At 61.7% G+C, this 22,655-nt stretch carries 24 protein-coding genes; all 24 read left to right on the top strand.

Annotated features, from left to right (window positions below; all coding sequences use genetic code 11):
• Positions 1-48: 48 nt before the first annotated feature.
• The 24 genes from AC1DWF_RS05545 to AC1DWF_RS05430 all read left to right on the top strand — a co-directional run bounded on the left by AC1DWF_RS05545 (position 49) and on the right by AC1DWF_RS05430 (position 22,574).
• Positions 49-249: a hypothetical protein gene (locus tag AC1DWF_RS05545; protein WP_476784657.1), complete on the top strand. Its 201-nt coding sequence runs from the start codon at positions 49-51 to the stop codon at positions 247-249.
• The gene (locus AC1DWF_RS05540) at positions 246-1,481 is read left to right on the top strand and encodes a DUF7146 domain-containing protein (RefSeq protein WP_476788433.1); all 1,236 of its coding nucleotides are present in this window, start codon (positions 246-248) and stop codon (positions 1,479-1,481) included. The genes AC1DWF_RS05545 and AC1DWF_RS05540 overlap by 4 nt, the downstream gene beginning before the upstream one ends.
• Positions 1,478-3,280, top strand: a complete 1,803-nt coding sequence (locus AC1DWF_RS05535; RefSeq protein WP_476784760.1) for a DNA primase family protein — start codon at positions 1,478-1,480, stop codon at positions 3,278-3,280. The genes AC1DWF_RS05540 and AC1DWF_RS05535 overlap by 4 nt, the downstream gene beginning before the upstream one ends.
• A gap of 366 nt (positions 3,281-3,646) precedes the next feature.
• Entirely contained in the window at positions 3,647-4,480 is an 834-nt protein-coding gene (locus AC1DWF_RS05530; protein ID WP_476784759.1) for a hypothetical protein, read from the top strand.
• Between the two features lie 97 nt (positions 4,481-4,577).
• Positions 4,578-5,144, top strand: coding sequence for a hypothetical protein (locus AC1DWF_RS05525; protein WP_476784758.1), 567 nt, complete (start codon positions 4,578-4,580; stop codon positions 5,142-5,144).
• A 140-nt stretch (positions 5,145-5,284) separates the two neighbouring features.
• Positions 5,285-5,878, top strand: coding sequence for a hypothetical protein (locus tag AC1DWF_RS05520; protein ID WP_476784757.1), 594 nt, complete (start codon positions 5,285-5,287; stop codon positions 5,876-5,878).
• Between the two features lie 116 nt (positions 5,879-5,994).
• Positions 5,995-7,884, top strand: a complete 1,890-nt coding sequence (locus AC1DWF_RS05515) for a terminase gpA endonuclease subunit (protein WP_476784756.1) — start codon at positions 5,995-5,997, stop codon at positions 7,882-7,884.
• Positions 7,881-9,494, top strand: coding sequence for a phage portal protein (locus tag AC1DWF_RS05510; RefSeq protein ID WP_476788432.1), 1,614 nt, complete (start codon positions 7,881-7,883; stop codon positions 9,492-9,494). Before AC1DWF_RS05515 ends, AC1DWF_RS05510 begins: the two co-directional genes overlap by 4 nt.
• Complete coding sequence (locus tag AC1DWF_RS05505; protein WP_476782166.1) at positions 9,494-9,751, top strand: hypothetical protein; 258 nt, start codon at positions 9,494-9,496, stop codon at positions 9,749-9,751. The genes AC1DWF_RS05510 and AC1DWF_RS05505 overlap by 1 nt, the downstream gene beginning before the upstream one ends.
• A gap of 86 nt (positions 9,752-9,837) precedes the next feature.
• On the top strand, positions 9,838-10,671 hold the full coding sequence (locus AC1DWF_RS05500) for a S49 family peptidase (protein WP_476782168.1): 834 nt from the start codon (positions 9,838-9,840) through the stop codon (positions 10,669-10,671).
• Between the two features lies 1 nt (position 10,672).
• Positions 10,673-11,212: a hypothetical protein gene (locus tag AC1DWF_RS05495; RefSeq protein ID WP_476782165.1), complete on the top strand. Its 540-nt coding sequence runs from the start codon at positions 10,673-10,675 to the stop codon at positions 11,210-11,212.
• A gap of 3 nt (positions 11,213-11,215) precedes the next feature.
• Positions 11,216-11,599 carry a head decoration protein gene (locus AC1DWF_RS05490; protein WP_476782164.1) on the top strand — a complete coding sequence of 128 codons (384 nt, stop codon included), beginning with the start codon at positions 11,216-11,218 and terminating at the stop codon, positions 11,597-11,599.
• Positions 11,600-11,610: 11 nt separating this feature from the next.
• Complete coding sequence (locus AC1DWF_RS05485; protein WP_476782163.1) at positions 11,611-12,624, top strand: major capsid protein; 1,014 nt, start codon at positions 11,611-11,613, stop codon at positions 12,622-12,624.
• A gap of 116 nt (positions 12,625-12,740) precedes the next feature.
• Positions 12,741-13,082, top strand: a complete 342-nt coding sequence (locus AC1DWF_RS05480; protein ID WP_476782162.1) for a hypothetical protein — start codon at positions 12,741-12,743, stop codon at positions 13,080-13,082.
• 5 nt (positions 13,083-13,087) lie between these two features.
• Complete coding sequence (locus AC1DWF_RS05475) at positions 13,088-13,471, top strand: hypothetical protein (protein WP_476782161.1); 384 nt, start codon at positions 13,088-13,090, stop codon at positions 13,469-13,471.
• Positions 13,468-14,265 (top strand): hypothetical protein, encoded by a 798-nt coding sequence (locus AC1DWF_RS05470; RefSeq protein ID WP_476782160.1) that lies wholly within the window; start codon positions 13,468-13,470, stop codon positions 14,263-14,265. The genes AC1DWF_RS05475 and AC1DWF_RS05470 overlap by 4 nt, the downstream gene beginning before the upstream one ends.
• Positions 14,258-14,770, top strand: coding sequence for a baseplate assembly protein (locus AC1DWF_RS05465; protein ID WP_476782159.1), 513 nt, complete (start codon positions 14,258-14,260; stop codon positions 14,768-14,770). The genes AC1DWF_RS05470 and AC1DWF_RS05465 overlap by 8 nt, the downstream gene beginning before the upstream one ends.
• 2 nt (positions 14,771-14,772) lie before the next feature.
• Positions 14,773-14,958: a hypothetical protein gene (locus AC1DWF_RS05460; RefSeq protein ID WP_476841501.1), complete on the top strand. Its 186-nt coding sequence runs from the start codon at positions 14,773-14,775 to the stop codon at positions 14,956-14,958.
• Positions 14,958-15,353 carry a GPW/gp25 family protein gene (locus AC1DWF_RS05455; RefSeq protein WP_476782157.1) on the top strand — a complete coding sequence of 132 codons (396 nt, stop codon included), beginning with the start codon at positions 14,958-14,960 and terminating at the stop codon, positions 15,351-15,353. Before AC1DWF_RS05460 ends, AC1DWF_RS05455 begins: the two co-directional genes overlap by 1 nt.
• Entirely contained in the window at positions 15,350-16,192 is an 843-nt protein-coding gene (locus AC1DWF_RS05450) for a hypothetical protein (protein WP_476788431.1), read from the top strand. Before AC1DWF_RS05455 ends, AC1DWF_RS05450 begins: the two co-directional genes overlap by 4 nt.
• Complete coding sequence (locus tag AC1DWF_RS05445; protein ID WP_476782155.1) at positions 16,192-17,328, top strand: phage tail protein; 1,137 nt, start codon at positions 16,192-16,194, stop codon at positions 17,326-17,328. Before AC1DWF_RS05450 ends, AC1DWF_RS05445 begins: the two co-directional genes overlap by 1 nt.
• A complete protein-coding gene (locus AC1DWF_RS05440) occupies positions 17,328-20,519 on the top strand; it encodes a DUF4815 domain-containing protein (protein ID WP_476788430.1) in 3,192 nt (1,063 codons plus the stop codon). Before AC1DWF_RS05445 ends, AC1DWF_RS05440 begins: the two co-directional genes overlap by 1 nt.
• Positions 20,520-20,529: 10 nt before the next feature.
• Entirely contained in the window at positions 20,530-22,017 is a 1,488-nt protein-coding gene (locus AC1DWF_RS05435; RefSeq protein WP_476782153.1) for a hypothetical protein, read from the top strand.
• Positions 22,017-22,574, top strand: a complete 558-nt coding sequence (locus AC1DWF_RS05430) for a DUF4376 domain-containing protein (RefSeq protein WP_476788429.1) — start codon at positions 22,017-22,019, stop codon at positions 22,572-22,574. The genes AC1DWF_RS05435 and AC1DWF_RS05430 overlap by 1 nt, the downstream gene beginning before the upstream one ends.
• Positions 22,575-22,655 lie beyond the last annotated feature (81 nt).

Here is a 22,655-nt window from a genome sequence, read left to right as displayed (position 1 = left end):
GAATAAGAGCTGCTTCGTAAACTCAGCGCAAGTGCGGAGGGTTGCCGCATGAGCGCGGAGCAACGTGAGGCACAGGCAGCCGCCATTTCCAGCAAGTCGGACCGGGACCGCATCCGTGGCCGCGCCGGCGGCAACCGCGCCATGGTCGACGCCATCCGCAAGATCTTGCGTGAATATGACCAAGGCCGGGGTGCATCCGCCTGCATGGCCGATATTCGCAAGACCTTCGGTCAAAAGGGTGCGGCATGAGCGCGGCCGTCGATGAGTTCGTTGAACGTGCACGGGCAGTGTCGATCGAGGCTGTGGCCAAGCGGCTCAACCTTACCTTTCGCAAGTCGGGCCATGAGCACCCCCAGCCCTGCCCCGCATGTGGCGGCAAGGACTGCTTTGCCTTCAACACCAAGAAGAACAAATGGAATTGCCGAGCCGGGGGCGTTGGCGGCCAAGACGCCATCGGCATGGCCGCGCATACCCTCGGCCTCGACGTCAAGCGTCGCGACGGTTTCCTCGAGGCGTGCTCGACCGTGACGGGCGAAGGCATTCCCGAGGGCGGCGAGCGCGAGAGCGAGGAAGATCGGGCTGCGCGCCTCGAACGCCTTGACCGGCTGAAGATCGACAATGAACAGGCCACCGCGCGAACAGAGCAGGCTCAGGCTGAGTTTCGCGAGCGTGAGCGCAAGAAGGCACGCGGCATCTATGAAGCGGCCGAGCCGATCATGATGCACGGCATCGGACTCCGGTACCTCGCCAATCGCGGTTGCGGCATTCCGAGCAAGTGGCTGCGTTTCTCGGCCAACCAGCCCTATTGGCATGGCGAAGACGATCGCGGCCAGTTGCAGGCGCTGCATACCGGTCCAGCCATGGTGGCACCATTCATCGACGCAGCCGGCGTCGTCATCGGCTGTCACATCACCTGGATCGATCTCGGCCTCGCCCCGAAGTTCCGTCTGGAACTGTCCGATCCTGTCACCGGCGAACTGCTGCCAACCAAGAAGATGCGCGGCACCAAGAAGGGCGGCTTGATCCCGCTTGCCGGCGATCTGTCAGCGCGACGCTGGGTCGGTGGCGAGGGCATCGAGAACGGCCTCGCCTTCGGTCGGTGGGAAGGCTTTCGCGCCGATACCTTCTATTTCGCCGCCGGCGACCTCGGCAATCTCAGCGGACCAGCCGAGGCCTCATCGCGCTTCGCACATCCGTCCCTAACCAAGCCCGATCGCAACCTGGTTGAGCGCCCGGTGATGATTGCCGGTCCCGTCCCCAAGCTCGACCAAGACACCGACGACGCCATGTTCGTGCTCGACCATGTCGACGAGCTGGTGCTGCTCGCCGATGGCGATTCCGAACGCGTCATGACCGCCTCGGCCATGGCCCGCGCCCGCGCGCGGCATGCCCGGCCGGGCCGCCTGATCCCGATCATCTGGCCGCGCAACGGCCACGACTTTGCAAGCATGGCCGTCTCGGCCGAGGCGGAGGCATCTTGACCAAGAAAAAGACCACGATGCCGGAAGCTGTCGTCGCCCTTCTGGATGAGGCGACACGTCAGGCACACGCGGCCGGAATTCCCCGTACCCCTGCCAATGACGATCCGCTGCCTGCAGACCAGATTGAAGACTGCGAACCCGGCACTGCACCCAAGCGCGGCAGCAAGATAGACATGGATGTGGTCAAGGCTTGTGCTGGCCTCGATCATTCGGACACCGACAATGCCGAGCGGCTGCTTGCCCATTTCGGTGAGGATCTGCTTGTGCTGGCGCAGTCGAAGGCAAAGAAGGCTGCCTTTGCTGTTTGGGACGGCACGCATTGGGACATTGATACCGGTGATCCCCGATCGCTGGCGGTGGCGCAGAACCTCGGCGGTCGCATAGCGCTGGAAGTCCAGTACATAGATTCAACGCCGGCGGAGCAGGCAGCGATCGACAAGGGCCGCACCGCGCTGCAGGTGGAGGAAGAAGGGCGGACACCAGCGCAGAGAAAGCTTGCCAAGGCGGCAGAGCTTGCCATGGCCAATCTGGGTAAGCGTCACAAACGTCGCATGGATCATGCTGTCTCGTCTAAGAACAAGGGGCGGCTCGAGGCGATGTTGGTCTGCGCCGCTCCCCATATCCAACGCGGACCGGACGAGTTCAATGCCGATCCTCTGAAGGTCGCCGTGCGCGGCCACACCCTGGTCTTCCGCAAGATCAGCAAGCAGGTGCGCAATCCGGCGTTCGACGATCCCGACGACATCCGCGAGGATATCGAGGAGTTCATAACGGTTCGCGACGCCTCGCTGACCGCAGTGAAAGGCCATAGGCGACAGGATCTGATCACGCAGGTCGTGCCGGTCGATTACGATCCGAAGGCCAAGTGCGAGAAATGGACGGCCTTCATGGAGCGGATGCTACCCCTCGCCGACGTGCGCCGCATGGTGCAGGTCGCCTCCGGCCTCGGGTTGATCGGCCTGACGGTGCAGAAACTGTTCTTCCACTATGGCTTCGGCGCCAACGGCAAATCCGTCTATATGGAGACGCTGTGCCGCCTGCTTGGCGAAGCGGCCGTCACCCTGCCGTCAGAATCGTTCACCGGTGAAGGCAAGGCTGGCGGCGCCGCCAACCCCGACATGGCCCGGCTCTATGGCCGGCGTTTCTTGCGCGTCAAGGAACTGCCCGAAGGCGAGGACCTGCGCGAGAACCTGGTCAAGGACCTCACTGGTGGTGAGGACTTCACTGTCCGCGACCTGTTTCAGGGCTATTTCGACTTCAAGCCGATCTTCACCGGCCACATGTCCGGCAACGGCTATCCAAAGATCAGCGGTACCGACAACGGCATCTGGCGACGCATGGCCGTGGTGCACTGGCCTGTGACGCTTGCAGAAAGCGAGCAGCGCGAGTTCGAGGAGGTCGTTTCGGAGTTCGCGCCTGAATATTCCGGCATCCTCAACTGGCTGATCGAAGGGGTGATGATCTTCCTGCGCGAAGGCCTTGTCGTACCGGAGGCTGTAAGGCTGAAGACGCAGGAATATCGCGACGAGATGGACAGGACATCGGCCTTTTGCGCGCGATGCGTGGTGGCCGATGCGAATGGCGAGGTGACCGCAAAGGCCTTCTACCAAGCCTATGTCGACTTCACCATCGACCAGGGCGGAAAACCGATATCGCTGACCGCCTTCGGGCTGATCATGAAGCGAAAATACCATCGCGTTGACGGCCGCATCGTCATCTACCGCGGCGTCGCGCTCGTCGATGTTCCAGCCTCCAAACAGGCATCCGGACACGATGATTTCGAGGCGCATATGCGATGAGACGCCGCCTGCCCCGCAACCCCTTTCCGCCGTGCCGTCTTTGCCTGAAAACCGGCAACGTATTGATTTTATTGCCTCTTTCGCTTTTCGACAGTTGCGACACTGTGCGACACTCTGCGATAGTTCCTGCGGCGGAAATAGCGCAACGAAATCAATAAGTTGCGATAGTTCGCACCAGTTTTGGCGCCCTATAGGTGTGAAGAAGGGGAGCGGGGAGGAAAATTCCTCTGCGTATAGGACTCAAGAACTGTCGCAACTCCTGCAACAACTATTCATCGAATTGAAATCATTAAACAAATTCTATCTTAGAACTATCGCTAAACTCCCGCAAAACTATCGCAAACTATCGCTAGGAAGGAAAAGACGATGAAGACCGTGACCATTGACGAACTTTTGACCTGGGCTTTCGTGAATGAGCTGACCAAGGGCGGTGGGGTTGATGGTCTGGCCAATGCCAACTCGGCTTGGCGGATGCTCGAGGCATCATCTTGGGGCAAGATCACCAGCTTTGCCGAACTCGGCACGCTGATTGACCGCAGCGGCGACGGTTCGAATTACTGGCTCGAACAGGGCGAGCCGCATGAAGACGCGGTGACGCTTGGCCGTGCCGTTGCCGAACTCGCCCTTTGCGACGTGGTTGTGCCTGCTGGTTGGAACGCGCTGGCCGATTGGCCAGAGACCGACGGTTTGGCCGACCAGGCTGTGGCCCGTGCGGTCGAGCGCTTTAGCTTGCGCATGACAGCGCGACGCGGCACCCAGATCGTCAGCCTCGTCGTCGGCACGGCGATCCTTGGCCGAGAGCCGGATTTCTCAGCCGAGCCGTCAAAGGTTAGGATGGTCGAGCGCGGCGGCAAGCCAGCGTGGTTCATGCAGAAACGAGTGACGGACAGGCTTGGGCAGACCTACGATATTGAGGTCGATGGCTACAATGGCCGGTCGCAGCGCCCACACCGCGGTGCCTATCGCAAATATGAATTCTCTGTCGATCCGGTGAGCGACATCCTTGCCCGCCTCGATTACCAGATCTGGGTTGGTGCTTTGCGCATGCTTGAGCGCGAAGTGGCGCCTCAGATGATCGGCCATAGGATCGTCGGCTGCGATCGCTCGATGACGCCATGGCTTGAGCGCGATATGCTCGGCGTATCGGTGGTGCGGATGCCTGCAAAAACCCCGAGCAAAAAAACAGCTCCTGTCTGTTGACGCGCGGCAGAAACTTGACTTACACCTAAACACGGTAAATCAGATAACCGAACCCGCCCGGGCAACCGAGGCGGGTTTTTCGTTGGGAGGCCCGGCCATGTCGGACTTAGTTGTTCGCTGGCAGGAAATCTCAGGTGTCGCCCGATTCGACAACATGATCGGCGCGCTCGGCAAGGATGGGCGCAAGGTCATGCAACGCGGCCTTGCCCGTGCAGGCGACATGGCTCGCACCAAGGTTTACCGTACCTTGACGGTGCAGACTGGCCTCAAGCGAAAGGTTATCGTCAAGGCGATCAGGACCAGTCGGCCGAGTTACGACGATCTCAGATATGAGATGCGCGCAACTGGCGGCGATATCTCACTCAAGTTCTTTTCTCCCCGTGAGACGAGGGCCGGTGTATCTGCCGCGCCATTCGGTCAGCGGCGCATCTTTGCCGGCACCTTCATGAAAGGGGGCAAGTTCCCCAACCGTGTCGCAACGCGAAAGCTCGGCGGGCATGTATGGAAACGGATCGGCAAGGGGCGGGATATCGAAATGCAGGATAGTGGTGTCATCATCCCGCAGGAGATGGTGAGCGGTGAGACTGCATCGGCGTTCACCTCGACCATCGCTCGCATGCTGCCACAACGCATCGAACATGAGCTGGCGCGCTTGATGGTGTGAGGGGGGCCCCTCCCCGGTTTAGGGACCGTTTCCCGGCATCGAAGCCATGCGGGCAGAGAAGCGCCCGGATTATTGCCAGTCGCACCATGGAAAAAGTTGAGTTGTCAGGGTTGTCAGCGCCCTAACGGGAAGTTGTCAGAATGTCCGCCGATCAAAATGTGATGGCGACGCCGGCAGCGGTTGCTGCCCGCGACGGCGTCACCAAGCAGGCGGTGACGAAGCTCGTCCGCCAGTTGGTGGAAAAGCATGGCCTGCCCGTCGAGCGCGACAGTCGCGACCGCGTCGTCAGATTTTCGTTGGCTCACTTCGATCACTACCGCGGTCAGTTCGCTAGCTCCGAAAAGACCGCGGCCGTTCGGAAGGAAGAGCCTGCAGCGCCTGCCGATCCTGCCAAGTCGAGCACTTCACGCGACGAGGCTCTTAGGCAGGAAGCCTGGTTGAAAGTTGGGCGTGAGAAGATCCGCCGGCAGGAAGAAATAGGCCAGCTGATCCGCGCCGACCGTACGCGTGATGCGCTCACAGTCTGCGGGCGAGAGATCCAAAGCCTCATTGCCCGGCTGCAGAACAAGGCCGACGACATGGCGCTTGCCGTCTCGCGCGAAGGCGCCCACGGGCTTCGCGTGTTGCTGCGGCAGATCTCTTTCGATCTCAACACCGAGATCGCGGAGAAGCTTGCGGCTACCGTCGAGGCGGCTGCGCTTCACGACGAGCCGCTCGAGGACGACGAGCTGTGAGCGTTCATGTCGGCCCTTGCCATCCTGGAGCGCTGCGCCTCGTTGGTATTGCGCTGGCGGACGCCATCAGGCCGAAGCCGCCAATTCGATTTCGCGATTGGCTGCCGGAAAACATCGTGCTCGTCGACGGGCCGAAAAAGGGCGAATTCTGGTCCCTCGAGGATGCGCCCTATCTGGGCGAGATCGCGGACTGCCTGTCGATTGAGCATCCGTGCAACCTGGTAACGGTCAGGAAGTCCCAGCAGACGGGGGTCTCTATCCTCGGCCTGGGCTGGTCGCTGTACATCGCGGAGACCGCCCCGGACAATACGATCTACGGCCTGCCGTCCATCGACTTCCTGCAGGACATGAACAGTCAGAAGCTGCAGCCGCTCATCGACGCGTGGCAGGCCGCATCTGGAAAGCAGGTCATTTTCCCGGCCGTCAGTAGATCAGGCGCCGGCTCGACGATCTACGAGAAGCGCTTCGCCGGCGGCTCGCTGATGCTTGCCAACGCCAACGTCGCAACCGACCTGTCTGGCAAAACGACCCGTTACGGCGTTAAAGACGAAGTGTCGAAGTGGCAGACACACGTCAACGGCGACGACCCGGAGACGTTGTACTTCGGTCGCTTCACGGCTTTTCGCCGAACGAAGGCGTACAAGATATTTGAGCTGTCGACGCCCGAAATCGACACCGGAGACGAGCTCGGCGAACTGCCAGGTCACTGCCGCATCGACCGATCCTTCAAGCGTTCGGACCAACGCTTCTGGAACATCCGCTGCGTCGAATGCGGTCGAGAGTTCAAGCAATCATTCGAGGGCTTTCACCTCGACCGCCTGCACCCGCACAAGAGTTTCTATGCCTGTGTCTGCGGTCACTGGATATCGGAGACCGAGCGCGTCATAGGCGTGCGGCAGGGTCGATACATCCCAACTGCATTCGGTCCTGATCGGCACCCCGGCTTTCATGTCGACGCGTTCGACTCGCTCATGATGAGCTATGAGGCGATCGCGGAAGACGTGATCGCCCATGCCAAGCCCGGTGGGCTCGGTGACAAAGGCATCTACAACCTGGTGCTCGGTCTGCCGGCAAAGGAAAAGGGCAACGCCCCTGAGTACGAACGGTTGATGGAGCGCCGGGAGAACATCGGCGAATTTGCCGTTCCGGCGCCAGGCTTGATCGTTGTTGCTGGCGCCGACGTCCAGCACAACGGCATCTGGTGTGTCGTCGTTGCCTTCGGAGAAGACAGGCAAAGCTGGGTTCTTGGCGTCCGCTTCTTCGAGGGCGCGACGGACAATCCGTCCGAAGGCGCGTGGGCGGAACTCGACGAGTTTTATCGCAAGCCGCTCAACGATGCATTCGGCAACCAGCGCAAGATCGAAGCGCTAGCGGTCGACGGTGGCGACGGTGGGCGCACCAACCAGGTGCTGGAATGGTGCCGCCGGCGCCCGGACTGCTTTGCGGTAAAAGGTGTCGGCGGGCGCGGCGTGCCGGCGATCAGTGTTCCAGCGAAGAAGTCCGTCACGAAGAGTGGCAAGCGCAAGCGTTTCGGTAGCGCCATGCTGTGGCCGGTCGGCACCTGGGGACTGAAGTCCGAGCTGTTTGCCAACCTTCACAAGCCGGGGCTGGCGGCAGGCGAAGCTGCGGATCCTGCGGGCTACGTGCACTTTGGCGCGTACCTCCCAAAGGAATACTTTCTGCAGCTGACGGCAGAGAGCTTCGTTACCGAAGTCGTGCGCGGCCGTTTCAGGGAAGAATGGCGCCGGTTGCGCCCTGACAATCACTGCCTCGACGCGCATGTCTATGCGATGGCGATGGCCGAGAAACTGGGGCTTTCGACCAACACCGCCGATATCTGGGCCGAACTGAGGCGTCGCCTCACGCCCCAGCAACAACCGGATCTGCTCGACCGCGCACGTCCTACCCCCTCTGCCGAGAAGACCGTGGCGGAACAGGCGAAGACAGCCAACGACGACGAGGCGCGAAGCCGCGCCCGCCGCGAAAAATGGAAGAACAGGAAATGACCAAAAAGCCGCGCATCAGGGTGCAGGCGCGATCCACGTCGCGTCCTGTCCAGGATGTCGCGCGTCCTGCCCCAAGCGCCGGGTATCTCAGGGACACTCGGTCTCGAGTGCTGTCGACCAGGCCGGCCATCCTGCGCGATCACCGGGATGAGGTTCGTGCCGTGTGGCGGAGAACTGCAGGCCTGGCTCTCGACCTGATCCAGAATTCCGGGCAGCTGCGCGGAGCCGCCGACCAAGTGGTCGTTGATACTGTCGGCGTCGAGCTGGTGCTCAACCCGCAACCCGACATTGCCCATCTCGGCTATTCGGACGCCGAAATCACCGCCCTGACGCGCAAGATCAAACAACGCTGGAAGCGGTACTCGTGGAACCCGCGCGAGTGCGACCTACGTGGCAAGTTCACGCTTCCACAGTCCGTCGACATCTCCCTGCGCTGGGACATGGCCTATGGCGAATCTCTGGCGCTGGTCAGCTACATGAGCCGCGCAGAGCGCAGACGATATGGCATCCGCACCGGCACCAAGCTTTGCATGGTCAATCCGACCAAGCTGGTGCAGGACACCAACGAGATAGAAGGCCTCTTCCAGGGCGTGTTTCACGATGCCAATGGGCGCCCCGAATATTACCGCCTGCGTGAGAAAGAGAGCGGCATAGTCGTTCATCGCGACCATGCAGCCTATGATCGGCATGGCAGGCAGGCCGTCATTCATGCGTTCGACCCGATGGACGCGGGGGATGTGCGCGGGATAAGCCGCCTGGCTTCTGCCTTTCGGCGAGAAATCCAACGAGAGATCCTCGTCGACACCACCATTCAGGTCGGCATCCTGCAGACGATGTATGCGTTCGCGCTGACTAGCTCCATGCCTTCAGCGGAGGCATTCGAGGCCCTGGAGTCCATCGAAGACAAGGATTTCAAAAGCGAATTCCGGGGCTACCTGCTTGGCTCGCTTGAGCGCGCCGCGGAAGGCGAGATCGCCATTAGCGGTGATCCTCGGGTTTCGCATCTCGCGCCCGGCGAGAAGCTCGAGATGCTCACGTCGCGGACACCCGGCCCAGACTTTGTGCCAGTGAACCGTGAACTGTCTCGCGAAATGGCGCGCGCCATCGGCATCTCGATGGGCGGTTTCACACTGAACTACGAGAATGCCACCTATTCGTCGGTGCGGATGGAAACCGCGTCCATCTACCCTGTCGCCGTACGCCGACGCGAACGCGTGGCGGCTCCGATCATGCAGGCAGCGTACGAGAGCTGGTTCGACGAGGAGGTCGGAGAGGGCCGCATCCAGGTGAAGGGTGGATACGAGGTGTTCCGCGCTCACCGCGAAGCGTTCTGCTGGGCCCTTTGGCAAGGGCCGGCGAAGCCGACGGCGGATGATCTGAAAAGCGCCAAGGCCTCGACCGAGCGTCTTCAGAACGGCACCAGCACGCTCGCGGACGAATGCGCCGAAAATGGCAAGGACCCCGACGAGGTGTTCGAGCAGCGGGAACGCGAGCACAAGAGATACCTCTCGGCCGGCATGCCTTCGCCCTTCGTACGTGCGACGGGCGGCGGAAAACCCGAGCCGGATGACGAGGAAAAACCTAGCAACAAGAAGCTGGAGAAAGCCTAATGGCCATGATCGACATCAATGGCCAGCAGGTCGACGACAGCAAGCCCTGCGACATCGCCAAGGCCTTGCGATCGGCGATGATTACGGTCGCCACCGGCGGCACGATCACCGTTGCCCGGTTCGGCGAGGACGAAATGCGCTACGGCGGCGCGAACGTGACCATGCTCCGTGAGCTGGTCTCGCACTACGAAGGCCAGTGCCTCATGGCTTCCGGCGAGCGTCGACGCTTTGCCAAAACCATGCGCTTCGTAAGGTAAAACCGATGTCCTTTGATCGCATCTGCAGCGTGCTATTCGAACAGCCGCACTTTTACCACCCGCGCAAAGCGGAAACGGTCGTGCGCATGTTGGGCCCACGCCTTACCGGTTTCCCTATCACCGTCGTCAATGGCGAGGGATCGGTCGAGCATACGGCCTTTGCCAATGGGCGCCCGTCCGCCGGTATCGTCGGCGATCGCCTTGGGCGCGCTTATGATCGTGCCGGCGTTGCTCCGTTCGACATGATCGAAGGCGTAGCAGTCATACCGATCGAGGGCACCTTGGTGCAAAAGGGCGCTTGGATCGGAAGCTCGTCCGGTGAAACATCGTACCAGGGCCTGCAGACGCAGATCGCACGCGCGCACCGTGACGACGTCAAGGGCGTGGTGTTCGAGGTCGACTCGTTTGGTGGAATGGTGAATGGCGGTTTCGAGGCGGCGTCGGCCATGCGCGCCCTGTCGAAGGCAAAGCCGACCATCTCGATTCTGACCGACTATGCCTATTCCGCGGGGTATCTGCTCGCCAGCCAGGCGCGCCAGATCGTGATGCCGGAATTTGGCGGCACCGGCTCCATTGGCGTTGTGATGATGCATGCCGATTTCAGCGGCAACCTCGAGCAGGACGGCATCAAGGTGACGTTCATTCATGCCGGCAAGCACAAGGTCGAAGGTAGCCCCTTCCTGCCTCTGCCAGCTGAACTTCGTGGCCGCTGGCAAACACAAGTCGAGACGATGCGCGACAGGTTTGCCGCCGTCGTCGGACAGGGCCGTGGTGCCCGCATGACGAAGGCTGCGGCGCTGAAGACCGAGGCGCAGTCCTATGATGCCAACGAGGCCCTCGAGCTTGGTCTCGTAGACGCGGTCGCCGATCCGCAGGAGGCCTTTGCCGCCTTCATCAAGGAAGTGAACCGGAGACACTGAAATGGCCAGAACCATGCTGGCTGTGGTTCGCGAGGCAGTCCTCGCGAGCGCGGCCGAAGATTGCCCGAACACGGGCGAAACCGGCGCCGCGGCGCCCCAACCCGAGGACGTGAAAATGTCTGGAGACCAAAAGCCCGCCGGCGGCGACAGTAAGAATGCCGGCATTTCACAGGCCGAACACGACGCCGCGGTGAAAGCCGCGACCGAGACCGGTCGCGCAGAAGGCGCCAAGGCGGCATCCGACCGTCTGTCGGCGGCGCTCGGCGCCGAGGGCGTCAAAGGCGATGCCGGACGCATGAGCGCTGCGCTGGAACTGGCGACCAAGTCGCCGGGCATGTCCGACGATGAGGTTGCCGCATTCGTATCGGCCAATGTCGCCGCATCCGTTGCCAAGGGCTCGGAGGCGGCTGGCTACGAGGCTGGGCGCCTAGCGGCGGCACCGCATGCCCGTCCGTCCGGCGACAAGCCGGGCAGCAAGAAGGCCACCATCGACACCGGCGGCATTTACGCTGCCCGTCGCAAGCAGACCCAGGAGGGTTGAGCCATGCTCGACAAAAAGGTTGAAGGGCTGCGCGCGCTGGCCTTTGTGCTCTCGGAAGGCAACGGCAAGATCTCGCGCGAGGTCGTAACCATCGCATCTGGTGCCGGTGTGCTCGACCCCGGCTTGGTGCTGGGACAGATCACGGCATCGAAGAAGTATGTCGGCTCACCCAATGCCCTAGTCGTCGGCAAGGAAGGCGCCGAGACTGCCAGCGCAGTCCTGGCTTACGGCGTCGATGCCACTTCGGCTGACGTTGAGGCCGTGATCATCAGGCGCGTCGCCGAGGTGAAGACGCCGATGCTGGTATTCGACGCATCCGTCAACGACGCCACCAAGCGGACCGCCAAGCTGACCCAGCTTGCCGCGGCCACCATCATCGCACGATAAGGGGGACTTCCATGTCCGGAATGGTAGACATTTGGGATGGTGATGGCTTCACCATTGAATCTCTGACGGCCTCGATCAACAGCGAGCCGTATCGCCCAGGTCAGGTTTCGGCCCTAGGCATCTTCGAAGAGGACGGCGTCACCACGACGCGCATCTCGATCGAAGAACGCAACGGCAAGCTAAGCCTGGTCGAGCCCAGCAAACGCGGCGGCCCCGGCGAAACCACGGGCGACGACGATCGTTCGCTCATTCCCTTCGATATCGACCACTTCCAGCGCGACGACTCGGTCAATGCCGACGAGGTCCAGAACGTCCGCGCCTTCGGCACCGAGAACCAGCTCGAGACGATCCAGGATCGTGTCGAGCGGAAGGGCAAGAGGCACGCGCAGGACTTGACGATGACGATCGAGCATCAGCGTGTCGGCGGCATCAAGGGCATCGTCACCTCGAAGAGCGGTAAGGTGCTGCACGATCTTTACAACCGGTTCGGCATTGCCGTGCCGGCACCGGTGTCATTCGAACTCGACGTCGAAACTACCAAGGTCGGCAAGATCTGGCAGGATGTGGTCTATTCGATCGAGGACGACCTGGATGAACCCTACAGCGGTCTCCACGTCTTTACGGGTCGCGACTTCCACCGTGACATGTGGCTGCACAAGTCGATCCAGGATACGTTCCTTTATCATGACGGCGCAGCGATCTTGCGGCAGGATGTGCCCGATATCTTCCAGTTCGGTGGGGCAACCTGGGAGCGCTACAAGACCGGGGCAAAGGCTACCACGGATCTCGGGGCGCCCTACATCGCAGCGAACGAGGCCCGCGTCATCGTCAAGGGCGTGCCGGATCTCTTCATCACCAGGTTCGCTCCGGCAGACTACGAAGAGACCGTCAACACGATCGGCCTGCCCTTCTACATGCGGCAGTACAAGAAGCCCAACGGCAAAGGCCGCGAGATCGAGGTACAGACGAACCCGATCAATCTCTGCACCAAGCCCAAGACGCTGCGCAAGCTGACGCTTACCTGATCGGTGGCCGGCTGCGCGGCGCGGCAGTTGCAAAAGAAGACGGGGCCGGCTGACGGCCCCGCTTCGTTTCCGGCGAGCGCGAACGCCGCGTTCCCCCGAGATGAAGGAGACGCAAAATGTCCAAAAAAATCTGCATCGCATTCCGCCATGGCGGCATCATTCCTGCCGCGGTTCTCGGCGTCAAAGAGGACAAGCCTCTGAACGCGCATGAACCGTTCGAGGTGCCGTCGGCCTACGGCCAGTCGCTGATCAACGACCGCTTTGCCTACGAAGCCCAGCTCGAAAAGAAGAAGGGCAAGGACAAGTCCGACGACGTTGCCAACAAGGCAATCGAGGCGGCACAGCAAAAGGTCGACGCGGCCAAGACCGCGCTCGCCTCCGCTGACATGGCTGACAAGCCTGCTGCCGAAGCTGTGCTCGCCCAGACCGAGGCCGAGCTGGCTAGCGCCACGGGCTGATATACATGCCCCCGGCACGTTTCCATGCAGTGCGCGACCGCGTCCTTGCCCAGGTCGACCAGCGCTTTGCCGAACGAGTCCTTTTGTCGTTCCTCGGCCCGGACGGCCGCCCGGATGCCAGCCGGCCCAGCGTTGAGATCGAGGCGCCGCTGCGGACCGGCGCCAAGGGCGCGACCAATATGGCGGGTGGCTTCTCCCAGAGTTGGCGCACGCGCCTCGCGGCGGGAAAGTCTCAGCTTCACATCGACCCTGTCGCCAATCCCGGGATCGTGTTGCGGCCAAAGGACAAGGTACGTGCCTTGAACCGGTTGGGACAGCCATGGTTCGAGGTCGTGCACATCGATGACCGGAACCATACCAGGCACATTGTCGAATTGAGCGAAGCATGAGCCTTGTCCGTATCGCGACCCGCACCGTGCTCGTCGAGGCGCTCAAGGGCCGGACGCTCGTCGGCGACAACGTACACGACAGCAAGATCGGCGTGCTCGACATCGCAGGTGACGGCACAATCCGGACCAGCGAGGACAAGCCATTTCTGGCTGTCTACACGGATGCTGCTCAGGCAACTGACATCGACATCCGGTCGATGAAGGAAAACGGGCAAACCGAGATCCTGTTCGAGATGGGCGTTACCGCGGCCATGACCGAAACCAACGCCGCTGGCGTGAGCCTTATCGTCGGTGTCGGCGTGCCCGCAACCGACAGGGCGCTGGAGTTCTTGCTCGACCTGCTGGCACGGCAGATAGCGGATATACTCACCGATCCTGATAGCGCCTGGGCAGAGTTGTATCGCGGGTTCGTCAGCCGGATCGTAAAGGTCGAGCGCGCACGGGCGGGTAACGTGGTGGATGGGCAGCGCCTGGCCGGCCAGCAGATCAAGGTCATCGCCGAGTTGATCGAAGATCCGGTAAAGGGCGAACCCCTTGCCGCCGATACTCCGTTCGCGCTGTTTCTGGCGGCGGTCGAGGCCTCTGATGACCAAGACATGCGGACGCAAGCGGCATTCATCCGCGCACAGCTGACGGGCACCAATGCGGACTGGCAGACACTGCAGCGTCGGCTTGGCCTCACGGGTGACGAAGTAACAGCACTCGGCCTTGCTCCACTCGGGCCCGAAGACCTCAGCAGCGTAACTATCTCAGCCGACGGTCGCCTAGACGTCTCGGTCGACGCCAATGTTTGACATCCTGGTCGGTATGAAGGCCGACATTGAGATGCTGAAGACAGCCTTCGGCAATTCAATGAAGGTTGGTCCAGTTGAAATAATTGACCCCAAGAAGGGCTATCGCCTCAACTTGGGCGACGGCCCGAACGGTCCGTTCCTTTCGCCCTGGTATCCGCATCCGGAATCTGGCGGAGGCACCAGCACCTGGTTCCCGCTGACCAAGGGCCAGATCGTCGGCGTTATGAACCCGAGTGGTGACGCTCGCCAGGGCGTGGTTTTTCGAGCCGGATTTTCGGGGCAAAACCCCCAGCCTTCCGAGGATCTGGCAATGAACATCTTCAAAGCCTTCGGTCTGACCGCGTCCGTGAAAGCCGGTCGACTGACCATTGATGGCGATCTGCTTGTCAGGGGCAATGGAGATTTTGAGGGTGGCTATGTCCGTCACAACGGCACGGCCATCGACGACAGCCATGTCCATGGCGGTGTCGAACGCGGCGGCAGCAAAACCGATGCGCCTGCCTGATCATGGAGAGCAGCATGCCGAAAAGCTTATTTCTCGTCCTCGACGGAATTGAATGGGTCAATGGCATGCGTGTGGCCGGGGACCGCAAGATCACATTGACCGAGGACGAAGCCCGCTTCGACCTTGATCACGGCCGCATTGCGCCCGCGACCAAGAGCAAGCCAGCCAAGCAGGAAAACGACGCCTGATGGTTGGCATCGATCGACGCACAGGCCACGTGATCGACAATCTTGCGTCCGCCTATCAGGGCGTCGAAGTGGCTCTGACGACCAGGATCGGCGAGCGCGTGATGCGGCGTGAATTTGGTGCCGGGATCGCGGAATTGCTTGGCCGCCTGATGACGCCGTCATTGTTCGTGGTGTTCCAGACCTTGATCGCCACAGCGATCGACCTGTGGGAGCCACGCTTTGCCGTCCGGAAGATCCATGTCCGCGGTTCCGCAGACCAGATCAGGTTGGGCAGTGCAGGCTTTGTCATTGAAGCCGACTATCGGCCGCGAGGGCATCACGGCGATCTTAGCGTCGAACGCGTCGTTACTTTTTCGCTTCGTTTGGCACAGGATAACTTCGTGGTGACGGCATGACCGAATTGCCAAAACCGCAGGTTATTGAAGAGCTGGACTTTGAGACGATCCTCACCGGGCGCGTTGCCGACATCAAGGGGCGTTTTGAAAGCGCCGGTGTCGACTATGACGTCGGTAACCTCGAAACCGATCCGGTCAAAATTGAACTGGAAGAAAACTCCTATCGCGAGACTCTGCTGCGCGCGCGAGCAAATGACGTTGCGCGGGCGAACATCCTGCCGTTCGCCATAGACAGCGACCTCGACTACCTGGCCGCCTTTTATGACGTGGTCCGCATGCCGGGCGAAACGGACGACAGGCTGCGGCTACGCGTAGTTCTTGAAATTCAGGGGCGCTCAACAGGCGGTACCGAGCCACGATACAAAGCGATCGCGATGAGGGCTGACCTTCGGATCAAGGATGTCGCGATCTACACCGTCGGACGTAATCCAACCATCAACGTCGCCGTGTTTTCGGTCGACAATAGTGGCGTTGCTGACCCGGCCCTGGTTGCAAAAGTGCAGGCCGCACTCGACGACCCGGCGAAGAGAATGGTCAACGACGTTATTGCGGTCCAGGCGGCCGCGCAGATCATCGCAAACGTCTCGGCCGACGTCTGGCTGCTGCCGGAGGCCAGCGCCGACGTGGTGGGGCAGATAGAGCCCGCCCTGCGCGACGCTTGGAGCCGTACTATGTCTCTGGGCCGCGACCTGACCACCGCCTGGCTCACCTCGGCAATGATGCGGCCAGGCGTGCAGCGCATCGAGCTGGTGCTCCCTGCCGGAACCGTTGTCGCGAATTTCCGTCAGGCAATCGCCATCGGAGCGGTTTCCATCAACTATCGTGGGCGGGACTACTGATGTTCCCCGTCCTCTTGCCTGGGAATGCGACAAAGTTTGAGCGTTGCATATCCGAATCCACCGCGCCGAAGCCCGAGCTGATCTCGGCTATCGATAGCATTCGCCGCGCCAAGCTGCTGACGAGGCCTCCTTCATTCCTGCCGTGGCTGGTTGAAGAGTACGGCCTCGGCGAGCTCACGCCGTACCTGCCCAACCTCTACCAGCTGCTCGACGCCGGCATCGATTGGCAACGGGTTCGTGGCACGCCGCGGGCGATCGAAATGGGCCTGGGCTGGCTGGGCTACACCGCCGCCTTGGAAGAGGCTTCCACGGAGCGCCGCTTCTGGAACTCCTTCCAGCTGCGGTTTCCAGCCCTTCCGACCAACGACACTCCGGATCTCGAGCGGATCGAAGGCATCGTCACGCTGTCGGTGCCATTGCGTTCCAAGTTCCGGCGCGGCGTCCACCTCTATGACGTCGGCCCCCTCGAGGGGGATCACTCTCGGCTTGACGGATCGATGCTCGATTTCGAGAGCGGCGTGAAGGTGACCGCCGGCACCCGGCTTTTCCCGGAAGGCGCGATTTGGTCATTCGGACGCGAAGTTGAATTCGACCATCTGCTGACCCAGGCTGAAGGTGAGGCCATCGGCAACTGGTTGGATCCGGTCGGCGAGGCGGGTGCTCTACACTGGATCGCGATGACCTATCCATGGGTCGGTGCGACCTTCCCATGGGCTGCTTCGCCCGAGGTCCAGCGCCGCGCTCTGATGGCTGGCTGGTTTGCCGGCAGGGTTGTCTATCTCTGCCTCCGCGATGCCGCCGGCGTGGTCATTGGCTATCGGCGCTGCCGTGCCGTGCGGCCAGTCAACGTGAAGGCCGAGGGTGCCTACCTTCATGGCGGCAACAGCTACGACCCATCGCCCTCCGGCGGTCGCGTCTACATCGAAGCAATGACGCAGTTCGATGACGCCGACGGCGTCACCGCTGCTTCCGTTTCGCTCGTAATCAACGCCGCACCAGCGCCTGGCATCAAGCCGGGCAAGAAGTGGCTTCAGGCCGACGAACTCGTGGGTGGCCAGGCAATAGCCGAGCGCCCTGTTTCCATTCCGCTCCGCCGCACCGTGCGTGAGCGGGTCAAATTCCTTGTGAGGTTCTGATGTTCGAACACGAGAGCGGGCTGCCGAACGCCTTTGCCCGCGCCAAGGGTAAGTCCGAGCAGCAGTCTGTCGTCTTCTACGGCCGGCGGCCGCTGATCCAGGGCGCCGAACTCAACGACCTGCAAGACATCATCCGAGGCCGGCACGACCGTCTCGGGCGCCTCATTGCCAACGATGGCGATCGGGTCGAGGCAGCCTCCGCTGTGGTCGACCAGACTGCAGGAACCGTCACGCTGACCGCCGGCCTGATCTATGTGGCCGGCGACACGTTCCCGGTTGTTGAGAAGGTGCTCTCGGGCATTCCCATGGTCGGCCGCGTTGAGGTTGGCGTGCGCCTGACCCGCAACTGGATCACGGCCGATGACGATGAGAGTCTGGAGGGCCAAGTTCCAGGCTCTCTTGCCGAAGGCGAAGACGGAGCCGCTCGCGAAGTTGCTACGATCGCATGGGCACATGCCGGCGATGGCGGGCTGGGTGAGTTCCACCAGGTCTATCTCCTCCAGGACGGCACGATCCTCGACCAGACGCCTCCGCCGCAGCTTTCGGGCATGGCACAGGCTCTGGCGGCCTACGACCGCCCGCACGGCCACTACATCGTGTCCGGGTGCCGCGTGACCGCCCTTGGCGCCGATGCCGGCAACCAGGTCTTTTCGGTAGAGCAGGGCGAAGCCAACATCATGGGCTTCAAGGTCACCCGTTTTGCAGCTCTACGTCATGCCGAGCCGGAGGTTTGGGACGTCGGCGCAGTTCCTGGCGAAACCCACATCTACACGGGCGGCGCCAGCGTCACGTTCCAGGTCGCGAATTTCCCGATCGACTCCATCAGCAAGATCTTGCTGACCAAGGAACGCACCATCAACGTCACGCGCGGCGCGACTGCGCACGGCATTGACGGCCTGCCGGACACCAGCGTCGTGGAGATCGTCGAGGTCAAGCAGCTTGGCGTGACCTACGCCAAGGACACGAGCTGGGTCAAAACTGGCGACGGTGTCGATTGGGCGCCCGTTGGGCCGGAGCCGTCTGGCGGCAGCACCTACTCGGTCAAGTATCGGTACCGAACCGAAGTGACGGCGGACAGTTTCACCGACCGTTCGATCACGGTCTCAGGCGGTGCCACCGGCGGCGACATCATTGTCGCCCACACCTACAAGCTCCCTCGTACCGACATGCTTTGCCTTCGCCAGGACGGCAGCATTGCGTATGTGAAGGGCGTTTCGGCACGCGCAAATCCGATGCAGCCGGTTCCGCCGGCAGACGTGCTGCCACTTTGTCAGATCTACAACGACTGGATGACCCAGCCGGCAGTCAAGAATGACGGCGTTCGCGCCCCGACCTATGCCGACATGTGGCGGTTCTTCAATACGATCAGCGACCACGACCGCCTCATCCAGCAGGAGCGCTTGAAGACCGGCATCAACGCCCGCGATCCAAATGCCAAGAAGAACATGTTCGTCGACCCCATGATCGACGACAGCATGCGAGACGCAGGCGCTCCGCAGAATGCCGCGGTCGGCGACGGGTTTATGCAGCTCCCCATCGAGACGACGTTCTTCCAAACGACGCTTACCGATGCGGTAACGCTGGACTATGTCGAAGAGACCATCGTCGACCAGTCGCTGAAGACGGGTTGCGTCAAGATCAATCCCTACGCCAACTTCGTGCCCCTGCCTGGTGCTCTCAAGCTCACGCCGGCGTCGGACTTCTGGACGGTCTCTCGCACCGACTGGCTGTCGCCTGAGACGTTGGAGTTCCAGCGCGGCGTGCAGCGTGGCACGGGGCCACTGCAGACGGTCAATGCGCAGGATCGCCTTGTTGACCAGCGTAACGAGCAAGCTGAGTTCCTGCGCTCGATCCTGGTCAATTTCAGGATTGCTGGCTTCGGCAGCGGCGAGATCCTCGACGTGCTGACGTTCGACTCGGTCAACGTGAAGCCGGCAGGCGTCCAGACTGGAGATGCCAATGGCGAGATCGCAGGCACCTTCACTATCCCTGCCAACATCACCGCCGGCACTAAGACAGTGCGCGCCATCGGCCGTGGCGGTAGTTCGGCCGAGGCCATGTTTACCGGGCAAGGCACCATCGAAGTTGATGTCATGCGCCGAACCACCACCATTGAGCGCTGGCAGGCCCGCCCGCCGGCACCACCTAGCGGCGGCATCAGGTTCAATGACAGGGGCGGCGATCCCCAAGCGCAGAACTTCATGCTGCCCGAGATGCGCCAGCTGATCGGCGTGGACTTCCACCTCTGCGCGCTTGGCAACCTGGCGAACAATATTCTTGTTCACCAGGTCACGGTCGAGAACGGCATCCCGACGGTCAACGTCATAGGCGAGGGCTTCGTGCCCATGGCCGGCGCAGCGATTGGCTGGAAGTCGGCCAGGTATCCCCTGCCGGTGACCACGCCGGCGGACCGTGACCACGCTGCGGTCATCAAGACCGACGATTCGGCGCACTCGATTTCCATCGCGGCATTGGGCGGCTTTGATCCCGTCTTGCAGCGCAAGGTGACCGTGCATCCGTACCCCATCGGCCCGCGTTCGGATGGCGTCAACGGGCGGAGCTGGACAGCGCATCAGGGCGAGGCGCTAGCTTTCCGCCTGGTTGCCGCAAGGTACCCTGTGACATCCAAGACGGTCGAGCTCGGCTCGTTCAACCTCGTCCAGTGCAGCGACCTGCAGGTGCGCGCCGCCGTGGAGCTGCCCTCGGCGGCCTGCTCGGTGGTGTTCGAGATCCATCGCACCAATGGCACTGTCTGGCGGCTGTTGCCGTTCCAGGTGTTGCAGCTCAACGAGTTCATCACCGAGACCGTGCAGCTCAAGGCGATCCTCACCGGGACCGAGAAGCTGTCGCCGATCCTGTTCGCGCCCGTCGAGCTGCTCGCCGGCAAGATCGCAACCACCGCCACGTACATCACCGAGGCGTTCAAGTTTGGCAACAACGTCACCTTGACCGCCTACTTTAAGACGTTCCTGCCCGGCGGCGCCACAGTGACGATCGAGTACGACAAGGCGGATGGCACCTGGCAGGCCTTGCCGTTGGTCGCCACCGAGCAGCTGACGTTCCCGCTCTGGGTCGAGCGGCAACACCAGGCAACGATAATCACGGCAGTTCAGGGACGACTGCGCATTACCGGCAACGGCGGCCCCGATGCACGTCTGGTCGTCGGCGAGCTCGGCGCGTCCATCAGGTAGGGCTACAGACATGGCAACCGAACACTACTTGCTCTCGACCCCGAGCCGCGATGCGGTGCCGGAGGAGAATGTCGATGACGCAATCGACCTTTTCATAGCCGCCTGCCATCAGATCGACGGGATCCTGAAGACCCATGCTGATGCTATCGCCCTGAAGTCGAATAGCGGTCACGACCACGGAATCAGCGGCATTGTTGGCCTGGTCGAAGCCCTCGCCAATAAGATGGCGGCCGATAAGACTTTCCGGATCGGTGAATTATCGGACGTCGTCGGCGCCGACGCGGCGCCCGCAGGCTATGTCCTGGTCAAGGGGCCGGACCAATGGTCAGTCATGTCGGCCGCTGCTGCGATCGGCAACCATCAACACACGACTGACGATATCGAGGGGCTATCGGAGGCCATCGAAGCGGGCCTCAAGGTCGTCTCGGTCGCCGGCCTAGCGGGCTCGATATCTGCGCTTGCGCTCAAGGCGGCACTCGCTATCAACGTTGCCGATGTTGCCGGCCTCGACATGGTGGCGCTCGGTGGCAACCTCATCGTCAACGGAGCCTTCCAGCACAGCCAGCAGAACGGCAATGTGGCTTCTGGTGTCGATAGCTACTATGTCGCGGACGAGTGGGCTGTGTTGCGCACCTCGTCCCCCGGCGTGACTTCCGCGCAAAGGGTCCAGTCTACGACACCGTACGGCTCGCTCGACCGTGCGAGGATTTCAATCGGCGTGGCTGACGCCACTATTTCCGCCGGTGAGTTCCTTTGCTTCCGCCACGCCATCGAGGGTACCAAGGTCGCCCACTTGAAATGGGGCACAGCGGCTGCAAAGCCTCTCCTTATGCGCTTCGGCTTCAAAGGGCCTGCGGGAACCTATGCAGTCTCAGCGATGAACAGCGCAGCGAACCGCTGCTATGTCCGCGAGTTTACGGTAGGCGTCGGACAGGCCAACACCGACACCGAACAGACTTTGATCTTTCCCGGCGACACGTCCGGCGTTTGGCTCACAAATACAGGCGTCGGCATCAATGTCCGCATCGCCTTGGCGGTCGGGAGCACCTACCAGACAACTGCCAATGCATGGCAGGCTGGCAACTTCATGGGTACAGCCTCAACCAGTAATGGGATGGGCTCTAGCAACATCTTTGAACTGTTCGATGTCGGCGCGTATGCGGATATCTTCAGTTTGGGGGTATTCCCGAGATACGTAAAGCCGGACTTTGAGCGAGAGCTCATTCGGTGTCAGCGATACTTTCAGACGCATGTCATCTACTTAGTGAGTTCCGCATACGCGGCGGGTGCCTATCACGGCGAGACACTTACTTTCCCGGTGGTGATGCGAGCCCTCCCATCGAACCTGGATGCAGGCGGCGGTTCGTCTAGCAATGCATCCACCTTCGGGGTGGATGGCACATCTTCTCCGAAGTCCGCGCGCGTCTACATGATTTCAGGCGCCACCGGGTACTACGGAGTATCCGACCGAAACGTCCATCTTAACGCGAGGCTATAATGGCAGTTCTCGGCCAATACATGTCGGATGGGGCCATACGCCGCCTTGATGGGTGGGTCGTCCCTCCTAATCCGGACAACTCAGACTACGCGCGGCTGATGGCGCAGGTGGCGGCAGGCGACACCATCACGCCCTATTTCAAGCCCCTTGATGAGACCAAGGCGGAAAAGGTCAGCTTAGTCGAAGCCGATAAGGAAGCGCGCATATCTGCGGGCTTCACGTTCGGCACACCGCCCATCCTCTATCAGTCGCGACCGGAAGATCGTGAAAACCTCGCTGGCTCATCGACTGCAGCGCTAGCCGCGATGGTGGGTGGCGCGCAGCCCGGCAATCTACGCTGGCATGGCGGTGATGCGGACTTCCAATGGATCGCCGCTGACAACAGCATGACACCCATGGACGCGCAGACCGTTTTTGCGCTCGGTCAAGCAGCGATGGCGCACAAGAAGGCACACATCTTCGCTGCTTTCGCGATCAAGCGTGCGATCGAGGCCGCGACGACTGCAGCCGAGGTGGCCGCCATCGACATCAATACCGGCTGGCCGCCGAACACTTAGACCAGTCTCACCAACCAAGCCCGCCCGCTTCGGCGGGCTTTTTTTATGCCTGATCGGCCCTTCGGCAAGGTCATTTTCAAA

Source organism: Aminobacter sp. P4_D5 (assembly GCF_056401815.1).
This window is presented reverse-complemented; position numbering and strand designations above follow the sequence as displayed.

Coding starts and splice junctions, on each gene's coding strand:
- AC1DWF_RS05465 (WP_476782159.1), top strand. CDS start 14,258: ATGTTTGACATCCTGGTCGGTATGAAGGCCGACATTGAGATGCTGAAG.
- AC1DWF_RS05495 (WP_476782165.1), top strand. CDS start 10,673: ATGGCCAGAACCATGCTGGCTGTGGTTCGCGAGGCAGTCCTCGCGAGC.
- AC1DWF_RS05540 (WP_476788433.1), top strand. CDS start 246: ATGAGCGCGGCCGTCGATGAGTTCGTTGAACGTGCACGGGCAGTGTCG.
- AC1DWF_RS05500 (WP_476782168.1), top strand. CDS start 9,838: ATGTTGGGCCCACGCCTTACCGGTTTCCCTATCACCGTCGTCAATGGC.
- AC1DWF_RS05520 (WP_476784757.1), top strand. CDS start 5,285: ATGTCCGCCGATCAAAATGTGATGGCGACGCCGGCAGCGGTTGCTGCC.
- AC1DWF_RS05440 (WP_476788430.1), top strand. CDS start 17,328: ATGTTCGAACACGAGAGCGGGCTGCCGAACGCCTTTGCCCGCGCCAAG.
- AC1DWF_RS05545 (WP_476784657.1), top strand. CDS start 49: ATGAGCGCGGAGCAACGTGAGGCACAGGCAGCCGCCATTTCCAGCAAG.
- AC1DWF_RS05505 (WP_476782166.1), top strand. CDS start 9,494: ATGGCCATGATCGACATCAATGGCCAGCAGGTCGACGACAGCAAGCCC.
- AC1DWF_RS05485 (WP_476782163.1), top strand. CDS start 11,611: ATGTCCGGAATGGTAGACATTTGGGATGGTGATGGCTTCACCATTGAA.
- AC1DWF_RS05470 (WP_476782160.1), top strand. CDS start 13,468: ATGAGCCTTGTCCGTATCGCGACCCGCACCGTGCTCGTCGAGGCGCTC.
- AC1DWF_RS05460 (WP_476841501.1), top strand. CDS start 14,773: ATGGAGAGCAGCATGCCGAAAAGCTTATTTCTCGTCCTCGACGGAATT.
- AC1DWF_RS05430 (WP_476788429.1), top strand. CDS start 22,017: ATGGCAGTTCTCGGCCAATACATGTCGGATGGGGCCATACGCCGCCTT.
- AC1DWF_RS05455 (WP_476782157.1), top strand. CDS start 14,958: ATGGTTGGCATCGATCGACGCACAGGCCACGTGATCGACAATCTTGCG.
- AC1DWF_RS05475 (WP_476782161.1), top strand. CDS start 13,088: ATGCCCCCGGCACGTTTCCATGCAGTGCGCGACCGCGTCCTTGCCCAG.
- AC1DWF_RS05530 (WP_476784759.1), top strand. CDS start 3,647: ATGAAGACCGTGACCATTGACGAACTTTTGACCTGGGCTTTCGTGAAT.
- AC1DWF_RS05435 (WP_476782153.1), top strand. CDS start 20,530: ATGGCAACCGAACACTACTTGCTCTCGACCCCGAGCCGCGATGCGGTG.
- AC1DWF_RS05510 (WP_476788432.1), top strand. CDS start 7,881: ATGACCAAAAAGCCGCGCATCAGGGTGCAGGCGCGATCCACGTCGCGT.
- AC1DWF_RS05445 (WP_476782155.1), top strand. CDS start 16,192: ATGTTCCCCGTCCTCTTGCCTGGGAATGCGACAAAGTTTGAGCGTTGC.
- AC1DWF_RS05490 (WP_476782164.1), top strand. CDS start 11,216: ATGCTCGACAAAAAGGTTGAAGGGCTGCGCGCGCTGGCCTTTGTGCTC.
- AC1DWF_RS05450 (WP_476788431.1), top strand. CDS start 15,350: ATGACCGAATTGCCAAAACCGCAGGTTATTGAAGAGCTGGACTTTGAG.
- AC1DWF_RS05480 (WP_476782162.1), top strand. CDS start 12,741: ATGTCCAAAAAAATCTGCATCGCATTCCGCCATGGCGGCATCATTCCT.
- AC1DWF_RS05525 (WP_476784758.1), top strand. CDS start 4,578: ATGTCGGACTTAGTTGTTCGCTGGCAGGAAATCTCAGGTGTCGCCCGA.